The sequence below is a fragment of the Halostella limicola genome (genome assembly GCF_003675875.1).
Lineage (GTDB): Archaea > Halobacteriota > Halobacteria > Halobacteriales > Natronoarchaeaceae > Halostella > Halostella limicola.
Map to the genome: position 1 here is coordinate 18,883 of NZ_RCDI01000008.1, position 24,768 is coordinate 43,650.

General features: G+C 67.5%; 25 protein-coding genes. 15 read left to right on the forward strand and 10 right to left on the reverse strand.

All coding sequences use genetic code 11. The features are described 5' to 3' along the window. Positions 1-343: 343 nt before the first annotated feature. Positions 344-616, reverse strand: coding sequence for a DUF7111 family protein (locus D8670_RS19960; protein ID WP_121819879.1), 273 nt, complete (start codon positions 614-616; stop codon positions 344-346). Positions 617-717: 101 nt separating this feature from the next. On the opposite strand from D8670_RS19960, the gene D8670_RS19965 reads away from it, so the two are divergent. Next, positions 718-990, forward strand: coding sequence for a PadR family transcriptional regulator (locus D8670_RS19965; RefSeq protein ID WP_121819880.1), 273 nt, complete (start codon positions 718-720; stop codon positions 988-990). 1 nt (position 991) lies between these two features. Here the strand turns inward: D8670_RS19965 and D8670_RS19970 are convergent, their stop codons facing one another. Next, positions 992-2,134: an acyl-CoA dehydrogenase gene (locus D8670_RS19970; protein ID WP_121819881.1), complete on the reverse strand. Its 1,143-nt coding sequence runs from the start codon at positions 2,132-2,134 to the stop codon at positions 992-994. Positions 2,135-2,248: 114 nt separating this feature from the next. Between D8670_RS19970 and D8670_RS19975 the strand changes: the two genes are divergently transcribed. Then, entirely contained in the window at positions 2,249-3,292 is a 1,044-nt protein-coding gene (locus D8670_RS19975; RefSeq protein WP_121819882.1) for a phytoene/squalene synthase family protein, read from the forward strand. Here the strand turns inward: D8670_RS19975 and D8670_RS19980 are convergent. Beyond that, positions 3,289-4,152, reverse strand: a complete 864-nt coding sequence (locus tag D8670_RS19980; RefSeq protein WP_121819883.1) for a 3-hydroxyacyl-CoA dehydrogenase family protein — start codon at positions 4,150-4,152, stop codon at positions 3,289-3,291. The genes D8670_RS19975 and D8670_RS19980 overlap by 4 nt on opposite strands. Before the next feature lie 313 nt (positions 4,153-4,465). Between D8670_RS19980 and D8670_RS19985 the strand changes: the two genes are divergently transcribed. The 5 genes from D8670_RS19985 to D8670_RS20005 all read left to right on the forward strand — a co-directional run bounded on the left by D8670_RS19985 (position 4,466) and on the right by D8670_RS20005 (position 10,012). Beyond that, the gene (locus D8670_RS19985; protein WP_121819884.1) at positions 4,466-5,191 is read left to right on the forward strand and encodes a DUF7409 domain-containing protein; all 726 of its coding nucleotides are present in this window, start codon (positions 4,466-4,468) and stop codon (positions 5,189-5,191) included. 146 nt (positions 5,192-5,337) lie between these two features. Next, positions 5,338-6,126, forward strand: a complete 789-nt coding sequence (locus D8670_RS19990) for a class I fructose-bisphosphate aldolase (protein ID WP_121819885.1) — start codon at positions 5,338-5,340, stop codon at positions 6,124-6,126. Continuing rightward, complete coding sequence (locus D8670_RS19995; RefSeq protein WP_121819886.1) at positions 6,123-6,980, forward strand: class 1 fructose-bisphosphatase; 858 nt, start codon at positions 6,123-6,125, stop codon at positions 6,978-6,980. The genes D8670_RS19990 and D8670_RS19995 overlap by 4 nt, the downstream gene beginning before the upstream one ends. A gap of 99 nt (positions 6,981-7,079) precedes the next feature. Beyond that, entirely contained in the window at positions 7,080-8,162 is a 1,083-nt protein-coding gene (prf1, locus tag D8670_RS20000; protein WP_121819887.1) for a peptide chain release factor aRF-1, read from the forward strand. 98 nt (positions 8,163-8,260) lie between these two features. Further along, the gene (locus tag D8670_RS20005; protein WP_121819888.1) at positions 8,261-10,012 is read left to right on the forward strand and encodes an acyl-CoA carboxylase subunit beta; all 1,752 of its coding nucleotides are present in this window, start codon (positions 8,261-8,263) and stop codon (positions 10,010-10,012) included. 1 nt (position 10,013) lies between these two features. Here D8670_RS20005 and D8670_RS20010 read toward each other — a convergent pair whose 3' ends face one another. After that, positions 10,014-11,198, reverse strand: a complete 1,185-nt coding sequence (locus D8670_RS20010) for a DUF7972 family membrane protein (RefSeq protein WP_121819889.1) — start codon at positions 11,196-11,198, stop codon at positions 10,014-10,016. A gap of 103 nt (positions 11,199-11,301) precedes the next feature. Between D8670_RS20010 and D8670_RS20015 the strand changes: the two genes are divergently transcribed. Together D8670_RS20015 and D8670_RS20020 are read left to right on the forward strand one after the other, a co-directional pair. Beyond that, on the forward strand, positions 11,302-12,063 hold the full coding sequence (locus D8670_RS20015) for an SDR family NAD(P)-dependent oxidoreductase (RefSeq protein ID WP_121819890.1): 762 nt from the start codon (positions 11,302-11,304) through the stop codon (positions 12,061-12,063). 45 nt (positions 12,064-12,108) lie between these two features. Next, on the forward strand, positions 12,109-12,630 hold the full coding sequence (locus D8670_RS20020) for a redoxin domain-containing protein (RefSeq protein ID WP_162994388.1): 522 nt from the start codon (positions 12,109-12,111) through the stop codon (positions 12,628-12,630). Here D8670_RS20020 and D8670_RS20025 read toward each other — a convergent pair. Both D8670_RS20025 and D8670_RS20030 read right to left on the reverse strand, forming a co-directional pair. Continuing rightward, on the reverse strand, positions 12,627-13,085 hold the full coding sequence (locus tag D8670_RS20025; protein ID WP_121819892.1) for a MaoC family dehydratase: 459 nt from the start codon (positions 13,083-13,085) through the stop codon (positions 12,627-12,629). The two genes, D8670_RS20020 and D8670_RS20025, sit on opposite strands and share 4 nt — an antisense overlap. 41 nt (positions 13,086-13,126) lie before the next feature. Further along, a complete protein-coding gene (locus D8670_RS20030) occupies positions 13,127-14,965 on the reverse strand; it encodes a polymer-forming cytoskeletal protein (protein ID WP_121819893.1) in 1,839 nt (612 codons plus the stop codon). Positions 14,966-15,227: 262 nt separating this feature from the next. On the opposite strand from D8670_RS20030, the gene D8670_RS20035 reads away from it, so the two are divergent. Further along, the gene (locus D8670_RS20035; protein ID WP_121819894.1) at positions 15,228-16,091 is read left to right on the forward strand and encodes an HpcH/HpaI aldolase/citrate lyase family protein; all 864 of its coding nucleotides are present in this window, start codon (positions 15,228-15,230) and stop codon (positions 16,089-16,091) included. 4 nt (positions 16,092-16,095) lie between these two features. Here the strand turns inward: D8670_RS20035 and gdhB are convergent, their stop codons facing one another. Continuing rightward, on the reverse strand, positions 16,096-17,394 hold the full coding sequence (gdhB, locus tag D8670_RS20040; RefSeq protein ID WP_121819920.1) for a glutamate dehydrogenase GdhB: 1,299 nt from the start codon (positions 17,392-17,394) through the stop codon (positions 16,096-16,098). 430 nt (positions 17,395-17,824) lie between these two features. Between gdhB and D8670_RS20045 the strand changes: the two genes are divergently transcribed. Then, positions 17,825-19,081, forward strand: a complete 1,257-nt coding sequence (locus D8670_RS20045) for a Glu/Leu/Phe/Val family dehydrogenase (protein ID WP_121819895.1) — start codon at positions 17,825-17,827, stop codon at positions 19,079-19,081. 54 nt (positions 19,082-19,135) lie between these two features. On the opposite strand, the gene D8670_RS20050 is transcribed toward D8670_RS20045, so the two are convergent. Together D8670_RS20050 and D8670_RS20055 are read right to left on the reverse strand one after the other, a co-directional pair. After that, the gene (locus D8670_RS20050; RefSeq protein WP_121819896.1) at positions 19,136-19,564 is read right to left on the reverse strand and encodes a DUF7528 family protein; all 429 of its coding nucleotides are present in this window, start codon (positions 19,562-19,564) and stop codon (positions 19,136-19,138) included. A 183-nt stretch (positions 19,565-19,747) separates the two neighbouring features. After that, a complete protein-coding gene (locus D8670_RS20055; RefSeq protein WP_205254134.1) occupies positions 19,748-20,791 on the reverse strand; it encodes an LEA/WHy family protein in 1,044 nt (347 codons plus the stop codon). Positions 20,792-20,864: 73 nt separating this feature from the next. Between D8670_RS20055 and D8670_RS20060 the strand changes: the two genes are divergently transcribed. From D8670_RS20060 to D8670_RS20075, 4 genes are read left to right on the forward strand one after another with little or no spacing between them, the layout of a single operon-like run. Then, on the forward strand, positions 20,865-21,047 hold the full coding sequence (locus D8670_RS20060; RefSeq protein ID WP_121819897.1) for a DUF7525 family protein: 183 nt from the start codon (positions 20,865-20,867) through the stop codon (positions 21,045-21,047). 59 nt (positions 21,048-21,106) lie between these two features. Continuing rightward, positions 21,107-21,331: a DUF7123 family protein gene (locus D8670_RS20065; protein ID WP_121819898.1), complete on the forward strand. Its 225-nt coding sequence runs from the start codon at positions 21,107-21,109 to the stop codon at positions 21,329-21,331. A gap of 42 nt (positions 21,332-21,373) precedes the next feature. Further along, on the forward strand, positions 21,374-21,808 hold the full coding sequence (locus D8670_RS20070; RefSeq protein WP_121819899.1) for an SRPBCC family protein: 435 nt from the start codon (positions 21,374-21,376) through the stop codon (positions 21,806-21,808). Continuing rightward, a complete protein-coding gene (locus D8670_RS20075; protein WP_121819900.1) occupies positions 21,805-22,605 on the forward strand; it encodes a nitrilase-related carbon-nitrogen hydrolase in 801 nt (266 codons plus the stop codon). Before D8670_RS20070 ends, D8670_RS20075 begins: the two co-directional genes overlap by 4 nt. 421 nt (positions 22,606-23,026) lie before the next feature. On the opposite strand, the gene D8670_RS20080 is transcribed toward D8670_RS20075, so the two are convergent. Beyond that, positions 23,027-24,565 carry an aldehyde dehydrogenase family protein gene (locus tag D8670_RS20080; protein WP_121819901.1) on the reverse strand — a complete coding sequence of 513 codons (1,539 nt, stop codon included), beginning with the start codon at positions 24,563-24,565 and terminating at the stop codon, positions 23,027-23,029. Positions 24,566-24,768 lie beyond the last annotated feature (203 nt).

Sequence of the window (24,768 nt, forward strand, 5' to 3'; positions counted from 1 at the left end):
GCGATTTTCGCAGCCCACGAGAAGTGCTCCGCACTTCTCGGGACGGTCCGAGGAACCCTCGAAGGAGCGAAGCGACTGAGGGGGTGACGACACGTCTTCACGAGCGAAGCGAGTGAAGGCTCGGAAGGCGCTCTCGCCTCCCGGTGATTTTGGTCGAGCTTTTGCCGAGCCTCGCGAGCGTGTCCGCCATCGGCGGACCGCTCGCGTCGCGTGATTCGAGACGGCGAAGCCGTCTCGTCATCTCGGAAGACCTGCGGTCTTCCGACGAGTCCGCAGGAGCGAAGCTCCTGCGAGATCACGGAAATCGCTTCGCGATTTCCGAACGACAGCGCAAAAGCTCGTCTCACATCCCGAGGTCGCCCGCGCCCTCCGGAATCGGCAGGTCGTTCACGCCGACGCCCAGCAGCTCCGCGGCGTGGTCGAGCGCCATGTCGAACCCGTAGTAGCGTTCGAGTTCGTCGCCGTCGGCCTCGGGCCGGACCTTCAGCATGGCGTACCCCTCGACGTTCTGGGCGACGGCAGCGGTCCGCCCGTCGCGCTCGAACTCCAGGACGCGCTCGGTCTCCGTCTCGTAGTAGCGGGCGGTGACGCCGTTCGCGGTCGCCGTCTCGGTCATACCCCCGCTAGGGACCCCCGCCAATCGAAACTATCGGTTTCGGTCACGCGGGGGCGCGGTCTTTGGGAACCGTTTTCTCCTGCGCGTTCCGTCGCGTCCGTATGAGCAAGTGGTTGCAAAGCGGGATGCGACGAGACCTGTGCGTGCTGCTGTACGGGGAGAGGCGGCGCGGCCAGCAGCTGAAGGCCGACGTCGAAGCGCACTACGACGGCCGGCTGGACCCCGACCGGTTCTACGGGGCGATGCAGAAGCTCGTCAGGGCGGGGTACGTGGAAAAGGGACGGGAGGGACTTCACGACGTGTACGCGCTCACCGACGCGGGCGAGCGGGCCGTCGAGGACCACGCGGCGTGGATCCGTGACGAGGTCGCGTAGCTCAGTCGAGCAGCTGGTCGCCGATGGTGTTTCGCAGCACCTCGCTGGTGCCTTCGTAGATCTCGTTGAGCTTCGCGTCCCGGTAGAACCGCTCGGCGGGGAAGTCCTTCGTGTAGCCGTAGCCGCCGTGGATCTGGATGCCCTCGTTCGCGACTTCGCGGCTGATCTCGCTGGCGTACAGCTTCGCCTGCGCGGCCTCCTTGACGAAGTTCTCGCCGCGGATCTTCTTGTCCGCCGCCTTGTGCATGAGCATCTTCGCGGCCTGGAGCTTGGTGTCCATGTCCGCGAGCTTGTGCTTTATCGACTGGAACTCCGCGATGGGCTGGTCGAACTGCTCGCGCTGCTGGGCGTAGTCGAGCGCCTCGTCGAGCGCGGCGCGGGCGATGCCGACGCCGCGGGCCGCGATGGTGATGCGGCCGCCGTTGAGCGTCTTGAGCGCGTGGACGAACCCCTCGCCCTCCTCGCCGAGCAGGCGGTCCTCTGGGATCCGCAGGTCGTCGAAGCGGAGTTCGGCGGTGGGACAGCCCTTGTCGCCGAGCTTCTCCTCCGTCCCCTCGACGACGAACCCGTCGTCCTCCTCCGGGCGGACGATGAAGGAGGAGATGCCCTTGTTCCCGGCTTCGGGATCCGTCTTGGCGAACACGGTGACGGTCTCGGCGACGGAACCGTTCGAGATCCAGAGCTTGCCGCCGTTCAGCACGTACTCGTCGCCCTCCTTCTCCGCGGTCGTCTCCATCGCGGGCACGTCGCTGCCCGCGCCGGGCTCCGAGAGTGCGAACGCGCCGACGTCCTCGCCGGCGGCGAGCGGCGTCAGGTACTCCTCTTTCTGGTCCTCGTCGCCGAAGGCGTACAGCATGTTGCCGGCGAGGCTGGTGTGAGCGGCGACGATCGTGCCGAGGCCGCCGCTCCCGCGGCTGATCTGTTCGAGCCCGATCGCGTAGGAGTGGTAGTCAAGCCCCGCGCCGCCGTACTCCTCGGGGAAGGGCATCCCCATCAGCCCGAGGTCGGCCATCTCGTCCACGAGGTCGGCCGGGAACTCGTCCTCGTGGTCGATCTCGGCGGCCCGCGGCGCGATCTCCTCGTCGACGAACTCGGCGACCATGTCGCGGATCTGCCTCTGTTCCGCTGACAGGCTGAAATCCATACCGTGATCTTTGAGGGTCGTTGCTTTAGTTTTCCTCATTCCCGCGCGGGTGCGCCGCTCGGGTCCGTCCCCGGGTGCTTTTACTACGGCGGTCCCTTATGAGGATCGAGTGGAATGCATTCGGGCCGTAGCACGCGGACGGTGACCGAGGACCTCGAATGGTGTCACGACGCCGTTCAGGGGGTTTCCCGGACGTTCGCGATCACGATCGACGCGCTAGAAGAGCCAATGGCCTCGCGGATCTGCGTCGGCTACCTGCTGTGCCGGATCGCCGATACCGTCGAGGACGCCGGCCACATCCCGGCGGACGAGAAAGCAGCGCTGCTGCGTCGGTACGACCGTGCGCTCGACCCTGACGACGCGACGACCGTTCAGGAGTTCCGCGACGCGGTCGGGCCCTGGATCCCTGACGAGCCCAACGACGACTGGGACGTCGTCGCCGCGACGCCGCGCGTCACGGGGACGTTCGCCGCCCTCCCGGCGCCCACCCGGACCGCGCTTCTGGGGCCGGTGAGCGAGCTGGTCACGGGGATGGCGACGTTCGTCGACAGGTACGCCGACGTCGGCGGACTCCGCATCGAGTCGATCGAGGAACTGGAGGAGTACTGCTGGTACGCCGCAGGGACGGTCGGGAACCTAATCACGAACCTGCTCACGGAGGAGACGGGGCCGGAGCGGACCGAGCGACTGGAGTCGAACGCCCGCTCGTTCGCCCTGCTGCTCCAGCTCGTCAACGTGGCGAAAGATGTCGCCGCCGACTACCGCGAGGAGGACAACGTCTACCTGCCGGCGACGTGGCTCGCCGACGAGGGGCTGACGGCCGAGGACGTGGCGGACCCCGAGCGCGCCGGGGACGTGGCCCGCGTCGTCGAGCGCGTTACCGACCACGCCGCGGGCTACCTCGACGACGCGCAGGAGTACCTGGAGGCGTTGCCGGAGACGCAGGGCAACACGCTCGCCGCGTGGGCCATCCCCTACCTGCTCGCGGTGGCGACCATCCGCGAACTCCGCGACCGACCGCGGGACGTGGTGACGGAGGGGTCCGTGAAGGTGCCCCGGAGCGAGGTGTTCGCGCTCATCGGGCGCTTCGAGGAGGGCGTCGACCGGTCGGCGATCGGCGACTTGCGCGTCCGGATGGCCGAGCGGCCGCTCGACTAGTCGTACTCGTAGAACCCGTTTCCGGACTTCTTCCCGAGGTCGCCCGCGTCGACCTTCCGCTTCAGGAGATACGCGGGCTTGTACCGGTCGCCCAGTTCCTCGTGGAGCGTCTCGGTCGCGTCGAGACAGACGTCCAGCCCGATGTGGTCCGCGAGTTCGAGCGGCCCCATCGGGACGTTCGTCCCGAGTTTCATCCCGCGGTCGATGTCCTCCTTCGTCGCGACGCCCTCGTCGAACGCGCGGATCCCCTCGTTGATCCACGGCATCAGGATGCGGTTGGAGACGAACCCGGGCTTGTCGTCGGACTCCCAGGTCGTCTTGCCGAGCGATTCGGCGAAGTCGTGGGCGAGTTCGACCGCGGCGTCCGCCGTCTTCTCGCCGGTGACGACCTCGACGCCTTCCATCACCGGCACCGGGTTCATGAAGTGGACGCCGACGACCTGCTCGGGCCGCTCCGTCGCGCTCGCGATGGTCGTGATCGAGAGCGTCGACGTGTTCGTCCCCAGCACGACGTCCTCGTCGGTGACCTCGTCGAGGTCCGCGAAGATGTCCTGCTTGATCTCCATGTCCTCGATAGCGGCCTCGACGATGAGGTCACAGTCGGCGAGGTCGTCGAGGTCGGTGGTGCCGGTGACCCGTTCGCGGACCTCGTCGGCCTCGCTCTCGTCCATCTTTCCCTTCCCCACGATCCGCCCGAGGCTGTCGTCGATCGAGTCGAACCCGCGTTCGACGAAGTCCTCCTCCACGTCGCGCATCACGACGTCGTACCCGGCGGTCGCGGCGACCTGTGCGATGCCGCTGCCCATCGTCCCCGCGCCGACGACGCCGACGCGCTCGATCGAGTCGAGTTCGCGTACCATGGGAGGCAATTCTTGCGACCCCAACCTAAGTTTGCCGACTCGCTGCGTCGCGGCGCCGAGACGCACGTTGATGAAAGCGCAGTTATCAATCGGGTGGACGGGGCACCGAACAGTCCGCAAACTGGGAAGTACAGCGCGCCGGCGATCGAACGACGATCGCGGTCGGATGCCGCTTTAAGCGGTGACCGGCCGAGCGCCCTCCCGGAACGTACCAGCTGGTCAACCGCTGTCGGACATTGGTACAACGACCGAGCGGTCAGCAACAACCTTCAAGAGGGCCGGGTGACAGGTACGGATAGAGCGGTGAGGGCACGTGACTGAGCACGAAAACCCGGCCGACGAGGCCGATACGGACGATCTGACGGACCTGCAGTTCATCGGCGACGCGACGGCGTCGGTGCTCGAAGAGATGGGCGTGACCGCGACGGACGTCAGACGGAAGACGGTGTCGTACCGACAGCTCGTCGACGCCGGGGTCAACCCCGGCGTGGCGACGAAGATACGCCGGGAACACTCCCTCTCCTGGAACCTGGACGGCGGCGGGAAGGACCTGGACAACCGGTCGAACACCGTCCGGGGGCTCCGCGACGGCGAGCGGAGCTGGGTCGCCGCGAGCCAGAGCGACTGGCAGGACGACGGGGACGACTCGCCGGTGCGGGACGGCGACTGGACGCCGACTAGCGGCGAGGGCTCGGAAGCCGACGGCGAGGCGGCGGACGAGGCCGACGGCACTCCTGTACGGAACGGCGACTGGTCGCCGTCCGCGACCGACGATGACGGCGCGGTCACCGCCGAGGCCGACGGGAGCGGCACCGCGGCCGCAGCGGAGTCCGCGTGGCGCGACCGCAGTCGCCCGGACCCGGTGACCGACCTGGACTGCGTCGACGAGGCCGACGCCGAACTCCTCGCGGACGCCGGCGTCACGTCCGTCCGACGTCTCGCAACGTCCGACCCGTACCACGTGGCGGACGTCCTGCTCATCGATGAGGAGCGGGTCGTCGAGTGGCGCGACGCCGCCGCCGACCGGATCGCGGACTGAATTTACTATCTCAGTAGTAAGTATTCTTCCCCACCGGTTCGGCGTTTCACTGTCGCTATAGGTTTTCTAAAACCATCTCGACGCGTCGCTTCGGATTGCGTCCTATCCGCTAACTATATATGTGAGTTCATGGGAACTCGTAATAGATGATCCCGCTGACCGATTCAGATATCACCCGGGACGGGAACGTACTCATTCTGGCGATGGACCACGGCCTCGAGCACGGGCCGACCGACTTCGAGGCCGTGCCGGAGTCGCTCGATCCGGAGACGGTGTTCGACATCGCGACGCACGACGCGGTGACGGCGATGGCCGTCCAGAAGGGGGTCGCGGAGACGTACTACCCGTCGTACGACGACGAGGTGAACCTGCTCGCGAAGCTGAACGGGACGAGCAACCTCTGGATGGGCGAGCCGTACTCGCCGAAGAACTGGACGGTCGACAACGCCCTCGAACTGGGCGCGAGCGCGGTCGGGTACACCGTCTACTCCGGGTCGAATCACGAGCCCAAGATGTACGAGGACTTCCGTGACGTACAGGAGGCGGCCCACGACGAGGACCTGCCGGTCGTCATGTGGTCGTACCCGCGCGGACAGGGCCTCAAGAACGACACGAAAGACGAGGTGATCGCCTACGGCTCCCGCATCGCGCTGGAGCTCGGCGCCGACGTGGCGAAGGTGAAATACCCCGGCAGCAAGGAGGCGATGGAGTGGGCCGTCGACGCCGCCGGCGACCTGAAAGTCGTCATGAGCGGCGGCTCGAAGGTGTCGGACTACGAGTTCCTCTCCAGCGTCGAGGCTGTCATGGACGCCGGCGGCTCGGGACTCGCGGTCGGCCGAAACGTCTGGCAGCGCGACGACCCCGAGGAGATCCTCGACGCGCTCGAACAGGTCATCTACGAGGGAGCCACCGCCGACGCCGCCCTGGACCGATGAGCACCGTCCAGCGCGAGGACGTCGCGGAGGCGGTGTTCGACGCGGTCGCCGCGACCGCGCCGGAGATCCGCGACGGCCTCCGCGGGCGGCGCGAGACGGTCGGGTCGGAGAACGCGAGCGGCGAGGAGCAACTCGCCGCGGACCTGTGGGCCGACAAGGTGCTCGCCCACACTATCACCGGCATCGACGGCGTCGGCCAGTTCGTCAGCGAGGAGCGCGACGAGGTCGAGGACTGCGGTACGGGCCTCTCGGTGGCGCTCGACCCGCTCGACGGCTCCTCGAACCTGGAGACGAACAACCTGATGGGGACCATCGTCGGCGTGTACGACGCCGACCTCCCCGCGAAGGGGCGCGACATGGTCGCCGCGGCGTACGTCCTCTACGGACCGATCTCGACGATGGTGACCGCCGTCGAGGGGACCGTCACGGAGTACGAGATCGTCGACGGCGAGCGCCAGCCGATCGAGCGGGACCTGACGCTGCCCGAGGACCCAATCGTGTACGGCTTCGGCGGCGGCGTCGACAAGTGGACGGACGCGTTCGAGTCGTTCGCCGAGGAGATCGCGGAGGAGCTGAAGCTGCGCTACGGCGGCGCGCTGGTCGGCGACGTGAACCAGGTCGTCGGCTACGGCGGGATGTTCTCCTACCCCGCGCTCCAGTCCCGCTCCGAGGGGAAGCTCCGCCTCCAGTTCGAGGGGAACCCCATCGGCTACATCGTCGAGTCCGCGGGCGGACGGTCCTCCGACGGCGAGCGGTCGCTGCTGGACGTGGAGCCGGATCGGCTCCACCAGCGCGTACCGGTCCACGTCGGCAACGTCGAGTTGATCGACCGGCTGGAAGCGGCGCTGGACTGACCGGTCGCCGGAAGCGGCGCCGAACTGACGTTTCCCTTTTATAACGCCGCGGAGGCCTCCGGACAGGTAAACCGCTGGCCCTCGTACGGAGCGTACCTCATGGCGACACCAGACTACGAACTCCGCGAGCGGATCGAGCGGGTCCGGTCGGTCGAGAGCGATCACACCGACCTCCTCACGCTCGCCGTGCCGCCGGAGCGGCCGCTCGGCGAGGTCCGCGAGGAGATAGAGGAGGACCACGCGGAGGCCGAGTACCTCGACGCCGACCACGCGACGCAGGGCGACCGCGACGCGCTCGACAGCGTCCGCCACACCTTGCTCGACTACGAGTCGGTCCCGGAGAACGGCCTCGTCGTCTACGCCGGCGACGTCGACGGGGAGACCGTCTCGTACGTCTTCGACGACCTCCCCCACCCGGTCACGGAGTGGACCTACGAGTTCGACAACGAGTTCGACGCCGACCCCCTTCGGGGGGCCACGGAGGCGGAGACGGTAGACGGTCTGGTCGTCGTCGAGCGCGGCGGGGCGGTGCTCGGACGCCTGCGCGGGGACGACCTCACCGTCGAGGAGACGCTCGACAGCCAGGTGATGGGCAAGACGAAGGCGGGCGGCCAGTCGGCCCAGCGCTTCGAGCGCGAGCGCGAGCGCCAGAAACACGAGTTCTTCGAGGAGGTCGCCGAGGAGGCCGAGCGAGCGTTTCTCGGCGAGAACGAGGTCGACCGGGTCCTCGTCGGCGGGTCGGAGGTCACCGCCGACGAGTTCCTGGAGGAGGAGTACCTCGACCACCGGCTCCGGGACAAGGTCGCGGGCGGCGCGTTTTCGGTCGAGTACGCCTCCGAACAGGGCCTGCGACAGCTGGTCGACCGGGCGGAGCAGGAGCTGCTCGACCCCGACCAGCGCGCGACGCGGGACACCCTCGAAGCGTTCTTCGAGCGGGTGAAGGAGGGCGACGGCGAGGCGGTGTACGGCCGCGAGGCGACCGAGGAGGCGCTCGACTACGGTGCCGTCGACACCCTGATCGTCGCCGAGACGCAGGATGTCGAGGCGATAACCCAACTGGAGGAGGAGACCGACGAGGAGGGCGGCGACGCGGTCGTCGTCTCGACGGACTTCGAGGACGGCCGGCGGTTCGACGAGGCGTTCGGCGGGGTCGGGGCGCTGCTTCGCTTCCCGATCGAGTGACGCGTGCCCGTCTGGCGACGCTCACGGCGGGCGTGTTCCGGTCGCCGCAAATATTGTAAATGGAAAAGCGTTTCAGATGACCCGTCGGAGAAACGATTATGAAGGTCCGAATCGGCGAGGCGGCCAGCGACGAGGAGGCCTCGGCCATCGCGGCGGCGCTCGCTGAACACGTCGGCGACGAGGTGGAGGTGTACGTCGGCCAGAGCGACGAACCGACGGCCACGCACGCCGTCGCGGCCGACGGGAACGCCGCGGCGGCCGAGGACGACCTCGGCCCGACCGAGCGCGAGGAGAAGCTCCGCGAGGAGATCGCGGACATCGAGGCTGGCGGCCCGGAGAAGTACCGCGACCGCCTGAAGGAACAGGGGAAGCTGTTCGTCCGTGACCGCCTCGACCTCTGGTTCGGCGAGGACGGCATCGGGTTCGAGGACGGCAAGTTCGCCAACTTCGACGCCTGGCACCCCGACGGCACGGAGGGGAGCGAGGACGACGGCGAGCGCCTCCCCGGCGACGGCCTGCTGACCGGCGCGGCGGAGTTCGAGGGCCGCGACGTCCACTTCATGGCCAACGACTTCACCGTCAAGGCCGGCAGCATGGCGGAGAAGGGCGTCGAGAAGTTCCTCAGGATGCAGCAGCGCGCCCTGAAGAGCGGCCGTCCAGTGCTGTACCTGATGGACTCCTCGGGCGCCCGCATCGACCAGCAGAGCGGCTTCTTCGCCAACCGCGAGGGGATCGGGAAGTACTACTACAACCACTCAATGCTCTCGGGGCGCGTCCCGCAGATCTGCGTCCTCTACGGCCCCTGCATCGCCGGCGCGGCGTACACCCCCGTCTTCTCCGACTTCACCGTCATGGTCGAGGGGATCAGCGCGATGGCCATCGCCAGCCCCCGGATGGTGAAGATGGTCACCGGTGAGGACATCGACATGCAGGACCTCGGCGGCGCGACGGTCCACGCGGAGCACTCCGGGAGCGCCGACCTCGTCGCCCGCGACGAGGAGCACGCCCGCGAACTCGTCGCGCAGCTGATCACGTACCTGCCGGACAGCGCCGACGACGACCCGCCGCGGGGCGAGCCGCGTGCCCCCGCGAAGTCGCCCGAAGGCATCGACGCCGTCGTCCCCGAGAGCCCGAACAAGGGGTACGACATGGCGGACCTGATCGAGCGCGTCGTCGACGCGGGGTCGTACTTCCCGCTGCAGGAACGCTACGGTCCGGAGATCATCACCGCCTTCGCGCGGATCGACGGCCGGCCGATCGGCATCGTCGCCAACCAGCCGGCCCAGCGCGCCGGCGCGATCTTCCCGGACGCGGCCGAGAAGGCGGCGGAGTTCATCTGGAAGTGCGACGCCTACGACATCCCCCTGCTGTATCTCTGCGACACGCCGGGCTTCATGGCCGGCTCGCAGGTCGAGAAGGACGCCATCCTCGAGAAGGGCAAGAAGTTCATCTACGCGACCTCCTCGGCGACCGTGCCGAAACAGACCGTGATCGCCCGGAAGGCCTACGGCGCGGGGATCTACGCGATGGGCGGTCCCGCCTACGACCCCGAGGCCACGATCGCGCTCCCGAGCGGCGAGATCGGCGTCATGGGTCCGGAGGCCGCGATCAACGCGGTCTACCGCCGCAAGATCGACGATATCGATGACGAGGCGGAGCGCGAGCGCTTCGTCGAGGAGAAACGGGAGGAGTACCGCCGCGACATCGATGTCCACCGCATGGCGAGCGAGGTCGTCATCGACGAGATCGTACCGCCGAGCACCCTCCGCGACGAACTGGAAGCGCGCTTCGCGTTCTACGAGGACGTGGAGAAGGACCTGCCCGACAAGAAACACGGCACCATCCTGTAGGCTACTCCGTCGCGCCTCCGTTCTCGGCGCCGTCGCCGCTCCCGTCGGTCGCGCTCTCGACGTCCGCAGTCCCGGCTTCGGCCGACCCGTCGGTCTCGTCCTCCTCGACGGACGACGTGTCGCCCTGAACGTTGACCGTGTCGTGGCGCACGACGAACGGTCCCGCGCCCAGCGTCCGGCGGGCGACGACCGTGCTCCGGATCAGGAAGGAGGTGAACACGATATACGGCGCGAGCGCGACGGTGTAGGCGAAGATGACGTACACTAGCAGCGCGTCGATGCTGAAGATCCGCACGTCCGGGATCTGAGCGGCGTCCAACGCGAGCAGGACGTACGACATGAAGACGATGGCCGGCAGCGAGACGTACAGCAGCGCGGTCGAGAGGTTCGCGAACTCCTGCTCGTAGTACAGCGTCTTGAAGTAGCCCCGACCGGTCGCGAACTGCTTGAGCAGGTCCAGCAGTTCGTCGACGGTCTCCGACGCGGCCGGGGGGAACGCGTCCTCGTGTTCGGCGCGGATCTGACGGATCGCGTACAGCTGCCAGGAGTAGTCGTAGCTCAGCCCCGCGAGCAGGATGTCGGCCGTTCCGGACGCTTCCCCTTCGAGGCGGGTCTCGACCTCGTCCACGTGCGTTTGCACCTTCTGGGCGAACGCGTCGACGTCGGCGCGGAGCGCGTCGTCGGGCACGTCCGAACACGCAGCCTGCAGTTCGTCGACCCGCTCGGAGACGGCGTCCAACAGCACCTCCAGAAACGCCGGGGGCGTCGTCGGCGCGACGCCCTCGCTGACGTACTTCCCGATCGATCGGCGGAACTCCATCGACGACTCGATGCGGCCCTGCTGCTGTTCGATCGACGTGAGTTCCTGCGACAGCACGATGGAGTTGACCGAGACGACGATGGAGACGAGCAGGATGATGCCGGAAAGCAGCGTGGTGAACAGCGTCTGTATGGTCGTGGTCTCGGTCAGCAGCGTCCGCATCTCCAGGGTGCGGACGCTCCCCAGCGCGACCAGCGCGACGGCGACGGCGACGAGCATCGCGAGCGCAACGACCATCCTGTTGCCGGTGACGAGGAACCACTGCCTGGGCCCCCCTTCGCTGAGACGTTCGAACAGCGGCACGTGCTCCTCGACGTCGACGTCGCGTATCACTCGCCGCTCCTCCGCGAACGGTTCGTCGTCCATCGTTACGAGTACGGCTGCCAGCGAGAAAAGCGAGGGGTTCCGAAGCGTCCGCGGCAGTTCAACGGGTTCAAAATTTATAGTGCTGGGCTACGAGTCGGGTTCTATGCGACTCGATGGCAAGACTGTGTTTATCACCGGCGCCGGGTCGGGTATCGGGCAGGCGACCGCCGAGCGCTGTGCCGAGGAGGGCGCGACGGTCGTCGCGACGGACATCGACGGCGACGCCGCCGCGGAGACGGCGGGGGGGATAGAGGACGCCGGCGGCACGGCGGTCTCGTCCGAACTCGACGTGCGCGAGGCGGACGCGTTCACCGCCGCCGTGGACGAGACGGCCGCGGAGTACGGCCTCGACGTCCTGTTCAACAACGCCGGCGTCGGGCACCCGCCCTCCCGCGTCGAGGACACCGACGACACCGCGCTGGAGTACGTGATCGACGTTAACCTGAAGGGGACCTGGTACGGATGTCAGGCGGCCCTGCCGGTCATGCGCGAGCAGGGGTCGGGCGCGATCGTCAACATGGCGTCGCTGGGCGGCCAGATCGGCTTCCCCTACCAGTCGGTGTACTCGCTGACCAAGTCCGCCGTGATCAGCCTCACGCGGACCGTCGCGACCGAGGCGGGCCCCGACGGCGTGCGAGCGAACGCCATCTGCCCCGGGTTCGTCGAGACCCAGCTCGCCGACGCGTTCTTCGCCGGCCACGACGACCCCGAGGAGGCCCGCGAACAGATGGAGGAGGAGTACCCCCTGCGCCGCATCGGGAAGCCCGAGGAGATCGCGGACTGCGTGACCTTCCTCGCCAGCGACGACGCGTCGTTCGTCACCGGCCACGCCCTGACGGCCGACGGCGGCTACTCGACCAGCTGAGTCGCCGCCGACACGTTCTTTATCGCGTCCCGCGTCTCACCGGACGTGCTCTCAGAGGGAGGAACGGCGCCCGACTTCTCGCTCCCGGGCGTCGACGGCCGCGACCCGTCGTACTACGACCTGCACCGGCGGATCGGCGACGTCGACGCGGCGGTGCTCGCGTTCGTCCCGTCGGCCCACGCGCCGGTCTGTCGTGACGACCTGCGCGCGCTCGGCACGTCGGCGTGGGCCGACGACGAGGACGTGCTCGTCTGGCCGATGACCGGCGACACCGTCTTCGCAAACGCCAGCGCGGTCGAGCGCGACGGCCTCCGGACGCCCCTGCTCAGCGACTACCACGCGAGCATCGCGGACGCCTACGGCGTCGCGCTCGACGACTGGCACGCCCACCGGAACATCCCCGGCCGCGCCCTGTTCGTCGTCGACCCGGAGTGGACCGTCCGCCACGCGTGGTCGCCCGCGGACCCGTTCGACGTGCCGGAGGCGTCCCCGTTCGAGGCGGTCGCCGCGGCGCTGTCGGAGTTGGGCGTCGACGCGCCGGCCCCCGACGTAGAGTACCGCGTCTAGCCGTCGGGGCGCTTCTTCGACAGCACGGTCCGCTCGAACTCACAGACCAGCTCGTCGTCCCGGTTGACGGCGAACGCCTCGACGCGCATGGTGACGACGCCCCGCTCGCCGTCGCTGGTCTCGCGCTTGTCCGTCACCGTCGACTGCGCGCGGATCGTGTCGCCGTGAAACACCGGCGACGGGTGCTCGACCTCGTCGTACGAGAGGTTCGCGACGATGGTGCCGTCGGTCGTCTCGGGGATCGTGAGGCCGACGGCGAGGCTCATCGTGTAGAGGCCGTTGGCGAGGCGCTCGCCGAACTGGGTGTCCTCGGCGAACTCGGCGTCGAGGTGGAGCGGCTGCTGGTTCATCGTCATGTCGCAGAACGCCTGGTTGTCGCGTTCGCTCACGGTTCGGCGCTTCTCGTGTTCGATCGTCTCGCCGACCTCGAACTCCTCGTAGTACAGACCGGGCATGCGTGGACCGACACCGACCGGGAAAAAAAGCGCGGCGACTCTCAGTCGGCGGTTATCTCGACGCGGTTGACGCTCATGTGCAGGTGGGTGACTCGGGGGATGGTCTCCTCCGCCGGGAGCGGGTCGACGCCGCGCAGGGCCTCGTCGAAGTGGATGGAGCCCTGGCGGACGCGCGTCGTGCCGCCGACGATCCCGCCGTAGATCTCCGCGTGGCCGTCCACGGTGACGCTGCCCGCGCCGGAGTTAGTGCTGGGAGCGTACACGACGCCTTTGAACACTGCGCTGTTCCCGTTGCCGTTGCCGTCGAACATGACGTCTGTCTCCGGCGTCCCGTACACCCACATCTGGGTGGCGTTGTCGTCCGGGACGTGGACCTGCGCCTGATCGTCCATCGTGAAGTCGTCCAGGATGAAGATCCGTGCGGTGTTGTCCCCCTTTACGGAGATGTTCGCCGACCCGTCCATGTCGATGCCCTCCTGAACCGCGACGTAGACGTTGCCGCCCGTCGTGTCCAGCGTGATGTTCTGGTCGGTGAGCGAGAGGGAGCCGTTGATGTAGTACCTCCCGGCGGGAAGCGTGACGTGGTCGTTGGGACTGCTCGCGCCCCAGGCTATCTGGTCGTCGTCACTGATGTTGTCGGCCGCATCGTTGTCGTTGTTCGAGTCGTTGCCGTAGCGCTCGATGCGCCCCTCGACGTACGCCCGGATCGGCGGCGTACTGTTCACGGAGGCGTTGTTCGCCATCCAGCCGACGATCTCGGCGTTCTGGTGGGTGTCGTTGTTGCGCCCGTACGAGATGTTCCCGCCGACGTACGCCGAGGAGGCCGAGACGTCGATGTCACCGCCCACCTCGATGTTGCCGTTCACCTCGCCGTTGCTCGAAACCTCGATGTTGCCGGCGGTCGCGATCGTCCCGTTGTTGCCGGCATCGGACTGGTTGTACGGCCCCTCCGACGAGTTGTAGCTGTCGGTCGTCGCCGACCCGCCGCCGGCGCCGATGACGAGGTTGGTGTCCGTCCCGGTCTGGAACAGGCCCTGGTGGACGTTCTTCCGGTCGCGCGGCGAGACGAGGACGATACTGACCTCGTTCTCGTCGTGGTCGTACTCGGCGATGCCGCCGGTCAGCTGCTCCAGGTAGTCCCCCCAGGCGAGGTAGTACTCGCTCTGGACGGTCATGTTGATCCGCCCCTCGTAGATCGGGTTCGACGTCTCGTCGTCGCCGTCGTTCCGGATCGGGAACCGGAGCTCGGTGCCGTTGTCGGAGATAGTGAGGGTGTCGCCCGAGGAGTTCCGGCCCTCGATCAGGGTCAGCGGGATGGTCGCGGTCGGCGACTCCTGTCCGTCCGCGCGGTAGTGCACGTCGGGGCGAGAGACCATCCGGCTCCCGGAGTCGGTGGCGCGCCAGACGCCGCCGCCCTGGAAGGCGAGTCGCTCGCCGTCGATCTCGTAGACGACCTGCCCGAGCGACTCGTTGAGCAGGACCCGCTTGACCTCGCCGGTGGTCTCGTTCTCCATGGTGATGTTGACGGCACCGGCGTCGGGTTCGACGCGCGTCTCACCGTCGCCGGAGTCAGCCACCGTGAGCACCTCCGTGTTGTTCGACCCCGCCGCGACGCGGCTCGCCTTCGCGTCGATCTGGGAGAGCGCGTTCTCCGCGCTGTCCACGTTCGCGCCGCGCTGGGTCTCCGAGAGGGCGTCCGAGCCGACGACGAGGACGGCGGTCGCTCCGGTGACCGTCAGCCCGATCAGCAGGACCACCGCGATGACCGACGACTGCCCGCGCGTCGCGTCGCCGAAGGGTGACGACCACCTCCCCTCCCGCGTCGCTTCCTGCTCCGCGCGCTTCGCCCGTCCGACAGTCGTCTGATCAGATTTCGTCATGTTCGATTTCAGTACGGGGGAAGGGCCCGTCTGCGCCTAACCACGACGCTCGCGCCGGTCGCGTCGATTCTCCCCCCGAAGTTGGTAGTGCAGACGACCCCCGAGCACCTAAGTATATCCCATCAGTAAAGTAAATATTCGGTTAATTAATTGGATCTTGACTGTTGTCTTCGCCTCGAAAGCGGCGTATTTTTGACGCGTTCGCCGGCGGGAAACGACGGAGGTCGGATAGTTTGAAACCGTTGCCGAACGGACGGCGAGTATGGCACGCAGAAGCGTTCTGTTCAGCCCGGGGGACCAGCCGGAATTGCTCCGCAAGGCGCCGACGAGCGGCGCCGACGTGGTCGTGTTCGATCTGGAAGACGCGGTCGCGCCCGGACGGAAACCGGCCGGGAGAGAGGCGGTCCGAGACGTGCTCGCGGACCCCTCGTTCGACCCCGACTGCGAGGTCTGCGTTCGGGTCAACCCGGTCGGCGTCGCCGCGGACGCGGACCTGGACGTTGTCCTCGACGGCGACGCCGGCGGCGCTGTCGACGGCGTGGTCCTCCCGAAGACGTCGGACGCCGACGACGTACGGACGCTCGACCGACTCGTCGGCGAACACGGCCGATCCCTCCCGGTCCTCGCGCTGGTCGAGACCGCCGGCGGCGTGTTGCGGGCCGAGGAGATCGCCGCAGCGGACGCGACGGACGCGCTCGTGTTCGGGGCCGAGGACCTCGCCGCGGACCTCGGCGCGTCCCGCACGGACGAGGGGACGGAGGTACTCTACGCGCGCGAGCACGTCGTCCTCGCTGCCAGCGCCGCGGACGTGGACGCGATCGACACCGTGTACACCGACTTCGAGGACGGGGCGGGGCTCCGCGAGGAGACGGCCTTCGCCGCCGAACTGGGCTACGACGGGAAGATGGCGATCCACCCCGCACAGGTCGACCCGATCAACGAGGCGTTCACGCCCGACGAGGACCGCATCGAGTGGGCGAAGGAGGTGCTCGCGGCGAAGGAAGAGGCCGACGCGGCGGACGCGGGGGTCTTCCGCGTCGACGGGGAGATGATCGACGCGCCGCTGGTCGCGCAGGCCGAGCGCGTCGTCGAGCGGGCACGGGCGGCGGGAGCGCTCGACGAGTGAGCCGTCAGGGCCAGAGCCCGCGCTTCTGGTGGGACTTCGCGACGCGGGATAGCGCGACGACGTAGGCCGCGTCGCGCCAGGGGATCTCACGGTCCTCGACTTCCTCCCGGACCGCGTCCCAGGCGTCGAGCATCTCGGTTTCCAGTTCCTCGTTGACGCGGTCGAGCGACCAGGACCGGCGGTTGATGTCCTGCAGCCACTCGAAGTACGAGACGGTGACCCCGCCCGCGTTCGCGAGGATGTCCGGGATGACGGGGATGCCCCGCTCCGTCAGGATCGAGTCGGCGGCGAACGTCGTCGGGCCGTTAGCTCCCTCGACCACCAGGTCGGCGCTCACGTCGGCGGCGTTGTCCTCGGTGATGACGTTGCCGATCGCCGCCGGGATCAGGACGTCCACGTCGAGTTCGAGCAGCTCTTCGTTGGTCAGGTCCTCCTCGCCGTACGAGGTGACGGCGCCGGGCTCCTCCTCGTGAGTCGGGACCTCGCGCGTGTCGATCCCGTCGGCGTCGTAGACGGCCCCGTTCACGTCGCTGATGGCGACGACCGTCGCACCCCAGTCGTCGAGCAGGCGGGCGGCGTTCGCCCCGACGCTCCCGAAGCCCTGCACGGCGACGGTCGTCTCCGAGAGGTCCTTGTCGTAGTACTCGACGGCCTCGCGGGCGACGATAGCGACGCTGCGACCGGGGGCCTCCTCGCGGCCGTAGCTCCCGCCGACGACCGGCGGCTTCCCCGTGACGACGCCCGGGATCGTCTCGCCTTCCTGCATGCTGTAGGCGTCCATGAACCAGGACATCGTCTGCGCGTCGGTCCCCATGTCCGGCGCGGGGATGTCGCGCTTCGGGCCGATGACGCTGCGCAGTTCCTGCGCGAACCGGCGGGTGAGTCGCTCCTTCTCGTCGCCGCTGAGCGACTTCGGATCGACGACGACGCCACCCTTCGCGCCGCCGAAGGGGATGTCCATCACCGCGCATTTCCAGGTCATCCACATCGACAGCCCGATGCACTCCTCCTCGGTCACGCCGGGGTGAAAGCGGAGGCCGCCCTTGAACGGCCCCCGGACGCTGTCGTGCTGGGCGCGGTACCCCGTGAACACGTCGAGCGAGCCGTCGTCGCGCTCCAGCGGGACCGCGACCCGGTGCACACCCGCGGGGTGTTTGAGGCGCTCGACGACGTTCGAGTCGATATCGAGGTGCGCGGCGGCGCGCGATAGCTGCCGCCGGGCCGTCTCCAGGGCGGACTCGGCCTCGTCGTGTTCCTCCGCGTCCGTCGCTTCGACAGCCGTGTCAGCAGTGCCAGAAGACATATCGATCACTCGATCGCAGCGGTTCGCCGCGTTCGATCGCCGTCGCGATTCGAGCCAGTCGACAGCGGTACGGACGAGCCGGCCGTCCTCCACCGAAAACGTTCGAACTTCGACGAGTCGACTCCGTCGGCACCAGTGTCTTGCATCGTTCGTGGGCAAACTCTACGTGTATATAGTATTTATTCTATTACGATATATTAACACATAATACTCTCTCGTTCGCTCCGTTTCGATTTGAGCGATGTCAGTGCGATATTGGCGTATTATACCACTGGAGTTCGGTATTCTGGGCGATCAAACCGATCGTCCGATCTGGCATTTCAGAGCTACATCCGTAACCCTCCCACAATATTGTCACATAAAACGCGTTATTATCAGCATTATACGAGAACCAGTACGTTTAACCACTGCTGCTGGCGTCTTCTAATACATGTCCGAAGGGGTCAATCCGTTCGAGAGTCTGCAAGAGCAGGTAGACGACGCCGCGGCGTTTCTCGACGTGGACGAGGGCGTCCTCACCCGTCTGAAGAATCCCGAGCGCGTGCTCGAAACCAACCTCTCAGTGGAGATGGACGACGGGTCCATGGAGGTGTTCCGCGCCTACCGCTCGCAGTTCAACGGCGACCGGGGCCCGTACAAGGGCGGCATCCGCTACCACCCGGGCGTCAACCGCGACGAGGTGAAGGCCCTGTCCGGCTGGATGGTGTACAAGTGCGCCACCGTCGGCATCCCGTACGGCGGCGGCAAGGGCGGTATCGAGATCGACCCGTCCGACTACAGCGAGGACGAACTCGAACGGCTCACCCGGTCGTTCGCGAAGGAGCTGCGCCCACTCATCGGCGAGGACCGCGACATCCCCGCGCCGGACGTCAACACTGGGCAGCGCGAGATGAACTGGATCAAAGACACCTACGAGACTCTGGAAAACACCACGGCCCCCGGCGTCATCACGGGCAAGGACATCTCCAGCGGCGGCAGCGCCGGCCGCGTCGAGGCGACGGGGCGCTCGACGGTCATCGCCGCCCGCGAGGCGTTCGACTACCTCGGCCGCGACATCGCGGACGCGACCGTCGCCGTCCAGGGCTACGGTAACGCCGGCTGGATCACGGCCAAGCTGGCCGACGAACTCGGCGCGACGGTCGTCGCCGTCTCCGACTCCAGCGGCGGCATCTACAGCGAGGACGGGTTCGACCCCGTCGCCGTCAAGGACCACAAGAACGAGACCGGCAGCGTCGTCGACTACTCCGAGGCCGACAAGGAGGTCACCAACGACGAACTGCTCACGCTCGACGTGGATCTTCTCGTGCCCGCGGCGCTCGAAAACGCTATCGACGCCGACCTCGCGGCGGACGTCAGCGCGGACGTCATCTCCGAGGCCGCGAACGGCCCGATCACGCCCGACGGCGACGACGTGCTGACCGAGAAGGACGTCGTCGTCGTTCCGGACATCCTCGCGAACGCGGGCGGCGTCACCGTCTCGTACTTCGAGTGGGTCCAGAACCGCCAGCGCTTCTACTGGTCCGAGGAGAAGGTCAACGACGAGCTCGAATCGATCATCGTCGACGCCTTCGACGACCTGACCGACGCGTACGACGAGCACGACCTCCCGAACATGCGGACCGCGGCCTACGTCGTCGCCATCCGCCGCGTGCTGGACGCGTACGAGCAGTCCGGCAACTGGCCCTGACGAGACTCGGCACTAAACGACGTCGTCGAAACGGCAGAACCGGCGACGAGCCGGTCAGTCGGCCGTCGCGTTCGGCTGCGACGCGTCCGGACCGTCGCTCGCCTCGGTCCCGTCCGCGACGGCTTTCGTCGCCGTCAGGGGGCTCCGCCGGTCTATCGCGCAGTCGAACGCGGGGTGTTCGGCGAAGTGTCTGACCATCATGTGCCTGCGCGACCCCGTGATGCCCGTGCGTTCGACGTCCTCCGCGGAGAACGTCTCGGGCAGGCGCTCGTACAGGCGCCTGACGGCGTCGAAGCTCTCGAACACCTTCGAGTTGCCCGCGGAGTCGGCGCCGCGGCGGGTCACCTCGTAGGAGCCGTCCTCGCGGTACGCGCCCGCCGTGCGGAAGAACTCGCGCGTCTCGGTGACGGCGTCGCTGATGGCCTCGCGCAGCGCGACCGCGTCGCTACGGGGTAACTCGTGTTCGTCGTCGTCGACTTCGATTACGATCGACTCGCCGCCGTCCGTCGTCGATACCGATACCTCACCGCCGGAGAAGAACTCGATCAGGAGCGTGGGTACTCCGTGTCATGCGAGTGGTACTGGTGGAGGCAGCACTAAAACTCTGTCGCCGGCGTCAGGTCCCGCCGACGGTCCGCACGTCGTCGTTATCGCGCGTCGGCAACGCTATCTTGCGGCGGCGGCCGCGGTCACGTTCTTGCTCGCGGTCCCGTTTCCGCCCGCCGACCCGTTCTCGCTGCCGAGGATGTCGGTCTCGATAGTCTCCTCGTGGGTGAGTTCGTTCATCGGGAGCCGGAGCGACAGCGTCCGGCCGGTGAGCGACGTGGGGTCCTCGGCCTCGACGGTCGCCGCGAACTCGATCCGGAGGGTCGTCACCTCGTCGTTGCGGAGGTGGGTGACCCACCAGTCGTCGAGGCGCTCGTTCCGGATCGCCGTCCGCGCCTCGATGGTCTCGGACGACCGCGGCTCGATGACGTACTCGCGCCCGCTCGTCCCCTCGCCCACGACCACGCCGTTCATGGTGATCTCGTAGCGCATCTCGGTGACGACGTAGGGGACGGACTTCGGGTTGTACGCGACGAAGGTCGCGTCCATCGGCGTCTCCTCGGCGGTGACGGTCCCCCACTCGCCCCGCGTCTCGTTGACGTACAGCATCGGGTCGTCGAACACCCGGCTGTCGGCCTCGACCGGACGCGTCTCGTTCGAGTCGAACCGCTCGATCATGCTGGTGTTTATCGTCTCGGTCCGCTCGACGGGGACGCTCCGACCGACCGCGTCCGAGCGAATGCGCGCGTCGATGGCGACCTCGGTCCGCTCGCCGTTCCGGACGTGGGTGACCCACCAGTCGGGGATGCGCCGGTTGTCCATGTGCGTCCGGAGGCGCACGTCGTTTCGCCCCGGGTCGAGGTCCAGGTCCTCCTTCGAGCCGTTCGCCATCGGCACGCCGTTCATCCGCACGGTGTACTCGGCCGACGCGCCGAGAAAGCCAGTTCCGAACGGGTTGGGGTTGTCCACCGCGAGGTCGGTGACGATCACCGTCGTCGTCTCGTCGACCTCGCCGAACTCGTTGTCGACGCTCTCGACGCTTGGCACGCCGAGCAGTCCCGCTGCGACCGCCGCGCCGACCGCGAGGCCGATGACGCCGAGGGTCGTCGCCGCGACGCGAAGCTTGCTACCGAGCAGTCCGGACCTGATCCGTTCCCCGTCCATCGTGCCGGGAGAGTTCTGGGACCGGCATAGGCTTTCCTAATGAACTAAGTCCCCGCCGCGGGAAGGGGCGACCATGACGACAGACTCCGTCGCGTCGGACAAGGGAATCGGGTTCGCGATGCTGTTCTCGCTACTCGCCGCCGTCGGTGCCGTCGGCGCGTTCGTCGGCGCCCCCGAGCAGGCAGCCGCCTGGGGGTTCGGCGCGGCGATGCTCTTCGCCTCGCTGACGGTCGCGTACATCCACGTCTACTGGTGAGTGCCGCCGGATCACGGAAATGGTTATACGTATCAGCGCCGTATACGGGCGTGTAGACGATGACTGAGTACACCGAAGAGGAACGACGCATCCTCGCGTATCTGCGCGAGAGCGTCTCCCGGGGAGAGCAGTACTTCCGGGCGAAGAACATCGCCGACGCCATCGAGCTCTCGGCGAAGCAGGTCGGCGTGCGCCTCCCGCGGCTCGCCGAGAAGAGCGACGAGGTCGACATCGAGAAGTGGGGGCGTGCGCGGTCGACGACCTGGAAGGTCACTCAGAGCTAACGTTCCAGCGGACTTTTACCATCTCGGGCTGGAAGGACTATCATGACTGTCCGGGTTGAGCGGACGTTCGAGTTCACGGTGCCGCCGGAGCGCGTCTGGGAGTTCATCGCCGACCCGGAGAAGCGCGCCCGGTCGATCAGCGTCGTCACCGACTTCGAACTCAAAGACGGAAACGGCCGGGAGGCCATCTGGCACGTGAACCTCCCCATCCCGCTTCTCGACACGTCGGCGCAAGTGAGGACCGAGGAGGTCGAGCGCGACCCGCCCCGCTACGTGAAGTTCGTCGGTCGGTCGAAGGTGATGCGCGTCACCGGCGAGCACGAGGTCGTCCCCACCGACGAGGGCTGCGAACTGGTCAACTCTTTCGTCGTGGACGGCCGCCTCCCGGGGGTCGAGCGGTTCTTCCGACGGAACCTCGACAAGGAGCTCGACAACCTCGAAGCCGCGCTCAGGGCCGACCTGGGGGTCGAAGCGTGAAGGTCGCGCTCGCCCAGATCGAGATCGAGGCCGGCGAGGTCGAGGCGAACGTCGACCGCGCGGTCGACGCCGTCGCCGCCGCGGCCGGCGAGGGGGCGGATCTCGTCGCCCTCCCTGAGATCTTCAACGTCGGTTACTTCGCGTTCGATCTGTACCACCGCCGCGCCGAACCGCTGGAGGGCGAGACGCTCACCCGGATCGCCGAGGCGGCGGCCGAGCACGGCGTCGGCGTCCTCGCCGGCAGCATCGTCGAGGACCTCGCGGCGACGAAGACCGCGTACACCCCCGCCGACGAGGGCCTCGCCAACACCGCCGTCCTGTTCGACCGCGAAGGGGAGCGGCGCCTCGTCTACCGCAAGCATCACCTGTTCGGCTACGAGTCCGCCGAGAACGAACTGCTCGTCCCCGGCGAGCGCATTCAGGTCGCCTCGTTCGAGGACCACACGGTCGCCGTCACCACCTGCTACGACCTCCGATTCCCCGAACTGTATCGCGAGTTCGCCGACGACGTGACGCTGACGCTGGTCCCGAGCGCGTGGCCGTACCCCCGCGTCGAGCACTGGCAGACCCTCTCGCGGGCCCGCGCCGTCGAGAACCAGTTCTACGTCGCGACGATCAACGGCAGCGGCGCCTTCGACGACGCCGAACTGCTCGGCCGATCGACGGTCTACGACCCCTGGGGGACGCCGATAGCGAGCAGCGACGACGACCCCGCGCTCGTCACCGCGACGGCCGACCCGGACGCCGTCACCGAGGTCCGCGACGAGTTCCCGGCCCTTCGGGACCGGCGGCTGTAAGCCCTACCCTTTATACCGTTCCGCACCTTATCCCCCAGTGCCGGCAGTCGACGCTTTTCACGTCGAGCCGGCAAGCCCGTCGCGCTCGCGTCCGCGTCCACACCCGGAACCGCCCGGGCGGTTCCGATTCGGGACGTCCCACCGCGTCTTCCGTCCTCGTCCTCTTTCAGTACCTCGCTACTTCTACCGGCCTGAGATCGCACAGCGGCGGCTTCTCGCACTCGAAAACGCGGCCGAAAAATCGCTCGTTCGCGACCCCGAGACTACTGTTCGGCCATGGAGGCCTCACCGATCAGTCGTCGGTTTCGTTGAGGGCGAGATTACGGCTCGCACCCGCTCCGCGGTGCTCGCCGGTTAATCGTCGTCCTTCTTCGAAGGGGCGATCGCTGTTCGGACACGGCCTGCGGCCGGTCCTCTCCGTTCAATCGTCCCCTTCGGTCTTGATGTCCGCGGACAGCCCCTGCGCCATCTCGATGTCCTTCGAGTTGTTGAGCGTCCAAGCGGTGCGCTCGGTGACGGCCTCGATGACCTCGCGGGCGCTGGGGTAGCCGTTGCCGGACTTCTTCACGCCGCCGAACGGCAGCTGGACCTCCGCGCCGATGCAGGGCAGGTTGCCGTACGCCAGCCCGACTTCCGCGTTGTCGCGGTAGTAGTTGATCTGCCGGTAGTCCTCGGAGATGATCGCTCCGGCGAGACCGTACGGCGTGTCGTTGTGGATGTCGACCGCGCGCTCGATGTCGCCCTCGTACTCGACAAGGGCGACGTGGGGGCCGAACACCTCTTCCTTGAGACAGCGCAGGTCGGTGTCGTAGTCGATCTCGTAGACGAACGGACCGACCCAGTGGCCGTCCTCGTGGCCGTCCGGGATCTCCTCGTCGCCGAGCTCAGCGCGGTCGACGAGCACGTTCGCGCCCTCCTTGCGCGCGAGCTCGTTGTGCTTGTGGATCTTCTCGACGTGCTGTGCCTCGATGGCGGGACCCATGAACGTGTCCTCGTCGATCGGGTCGCCGACCGCGACCTGCTCCGCGATCTCGACGAAGCGCTCCTTGAACTCGTCGTAGACGTCGGTGTGGACGATGAGGCGCTCGGAGGAGACGCAGCGCTGGCCCGTCGTCTTGAACGAGGACATCACCGCGGAGTGGACGGCGACGTCGAGGTCGGCCTCCTCGGTGATCACGATGCCGTTCTTGCCGCCCATCTCGCAGGCCGCGAGCTTACCGGGCTCGCCGCCGACCTTGTCCGCGATGCCGTGGCCGACTTCCGCGGAGCCGGTGAAGAGGACGGTGTCGGTGCGGTCGTCCTCGACGATGGCGTTGCCGGCGTCGCCGAAGCCCTGCACCATGTTGAACACGCCGTCCGGGATGCCGGCGTCCTCGAACATCTCGGCGATGATCTGGCCGCACCACGGCGTCTGCTCGGCGGGCTTCCAGACGACGGTATTGCCTTCGACCAGCGAGACGGCCATGTGCCAGAACGGGATGGCGACGGGGAAGTTCCAGGGGGTGATGCAGCCGACGACGCCGCGGGGCTTGCGCCGCATGTAGGCGTCTTTGGCGGGAATCTCGCTCGGGACCACGTCGCCTTTCGGATGCCGGGCGTCGCCGGCGGCCCACTCGACCATGTGCCAGGCCTCGGTGACGTCGGCTTTCCCCTCGCTTATCTCCTTGCCGCACTCCTTCGTGACGACCTCGCCGAGCTCCTCGTGGCGGTCGCGGAGCTCGTGGTAGATGTCCCACAGGTACTCCGCCCGGTCGATGCGGGAGAGTTCGCGCCACTCCTCGAACGCGTCGTTGGCGGCAGCCATCGCACGGTCGACGTCGGCCTCGGTGCCGCGCTGGAACTCGCCGAGGCTCTCGCCCGTCGCCGGGTTCTCGCTCTCGAACGTCTCCATGCTCTCGCCGTCCGTCCACTCGCCGCCGATGTAGTGCTGGTAGACCTCGCCGGTCGTCTGTTGACTCATGCTTGGCAAATATTGGAACATCCACAATTATAAAATCATCTAGTTCGAACTGGATAGGGTCGGCGAGGGCGCGGGGATCTGGAGGGTACTCGGTAGCACGCCGCGCGGATCGACGCGCGAGTCCGTCCGCGCCGCGGCTACCGCCGGAGCGAGCGAAACGCGGGCCGCAAGGCAAATAGTCGTGGGACGCATCCGTATCGCTG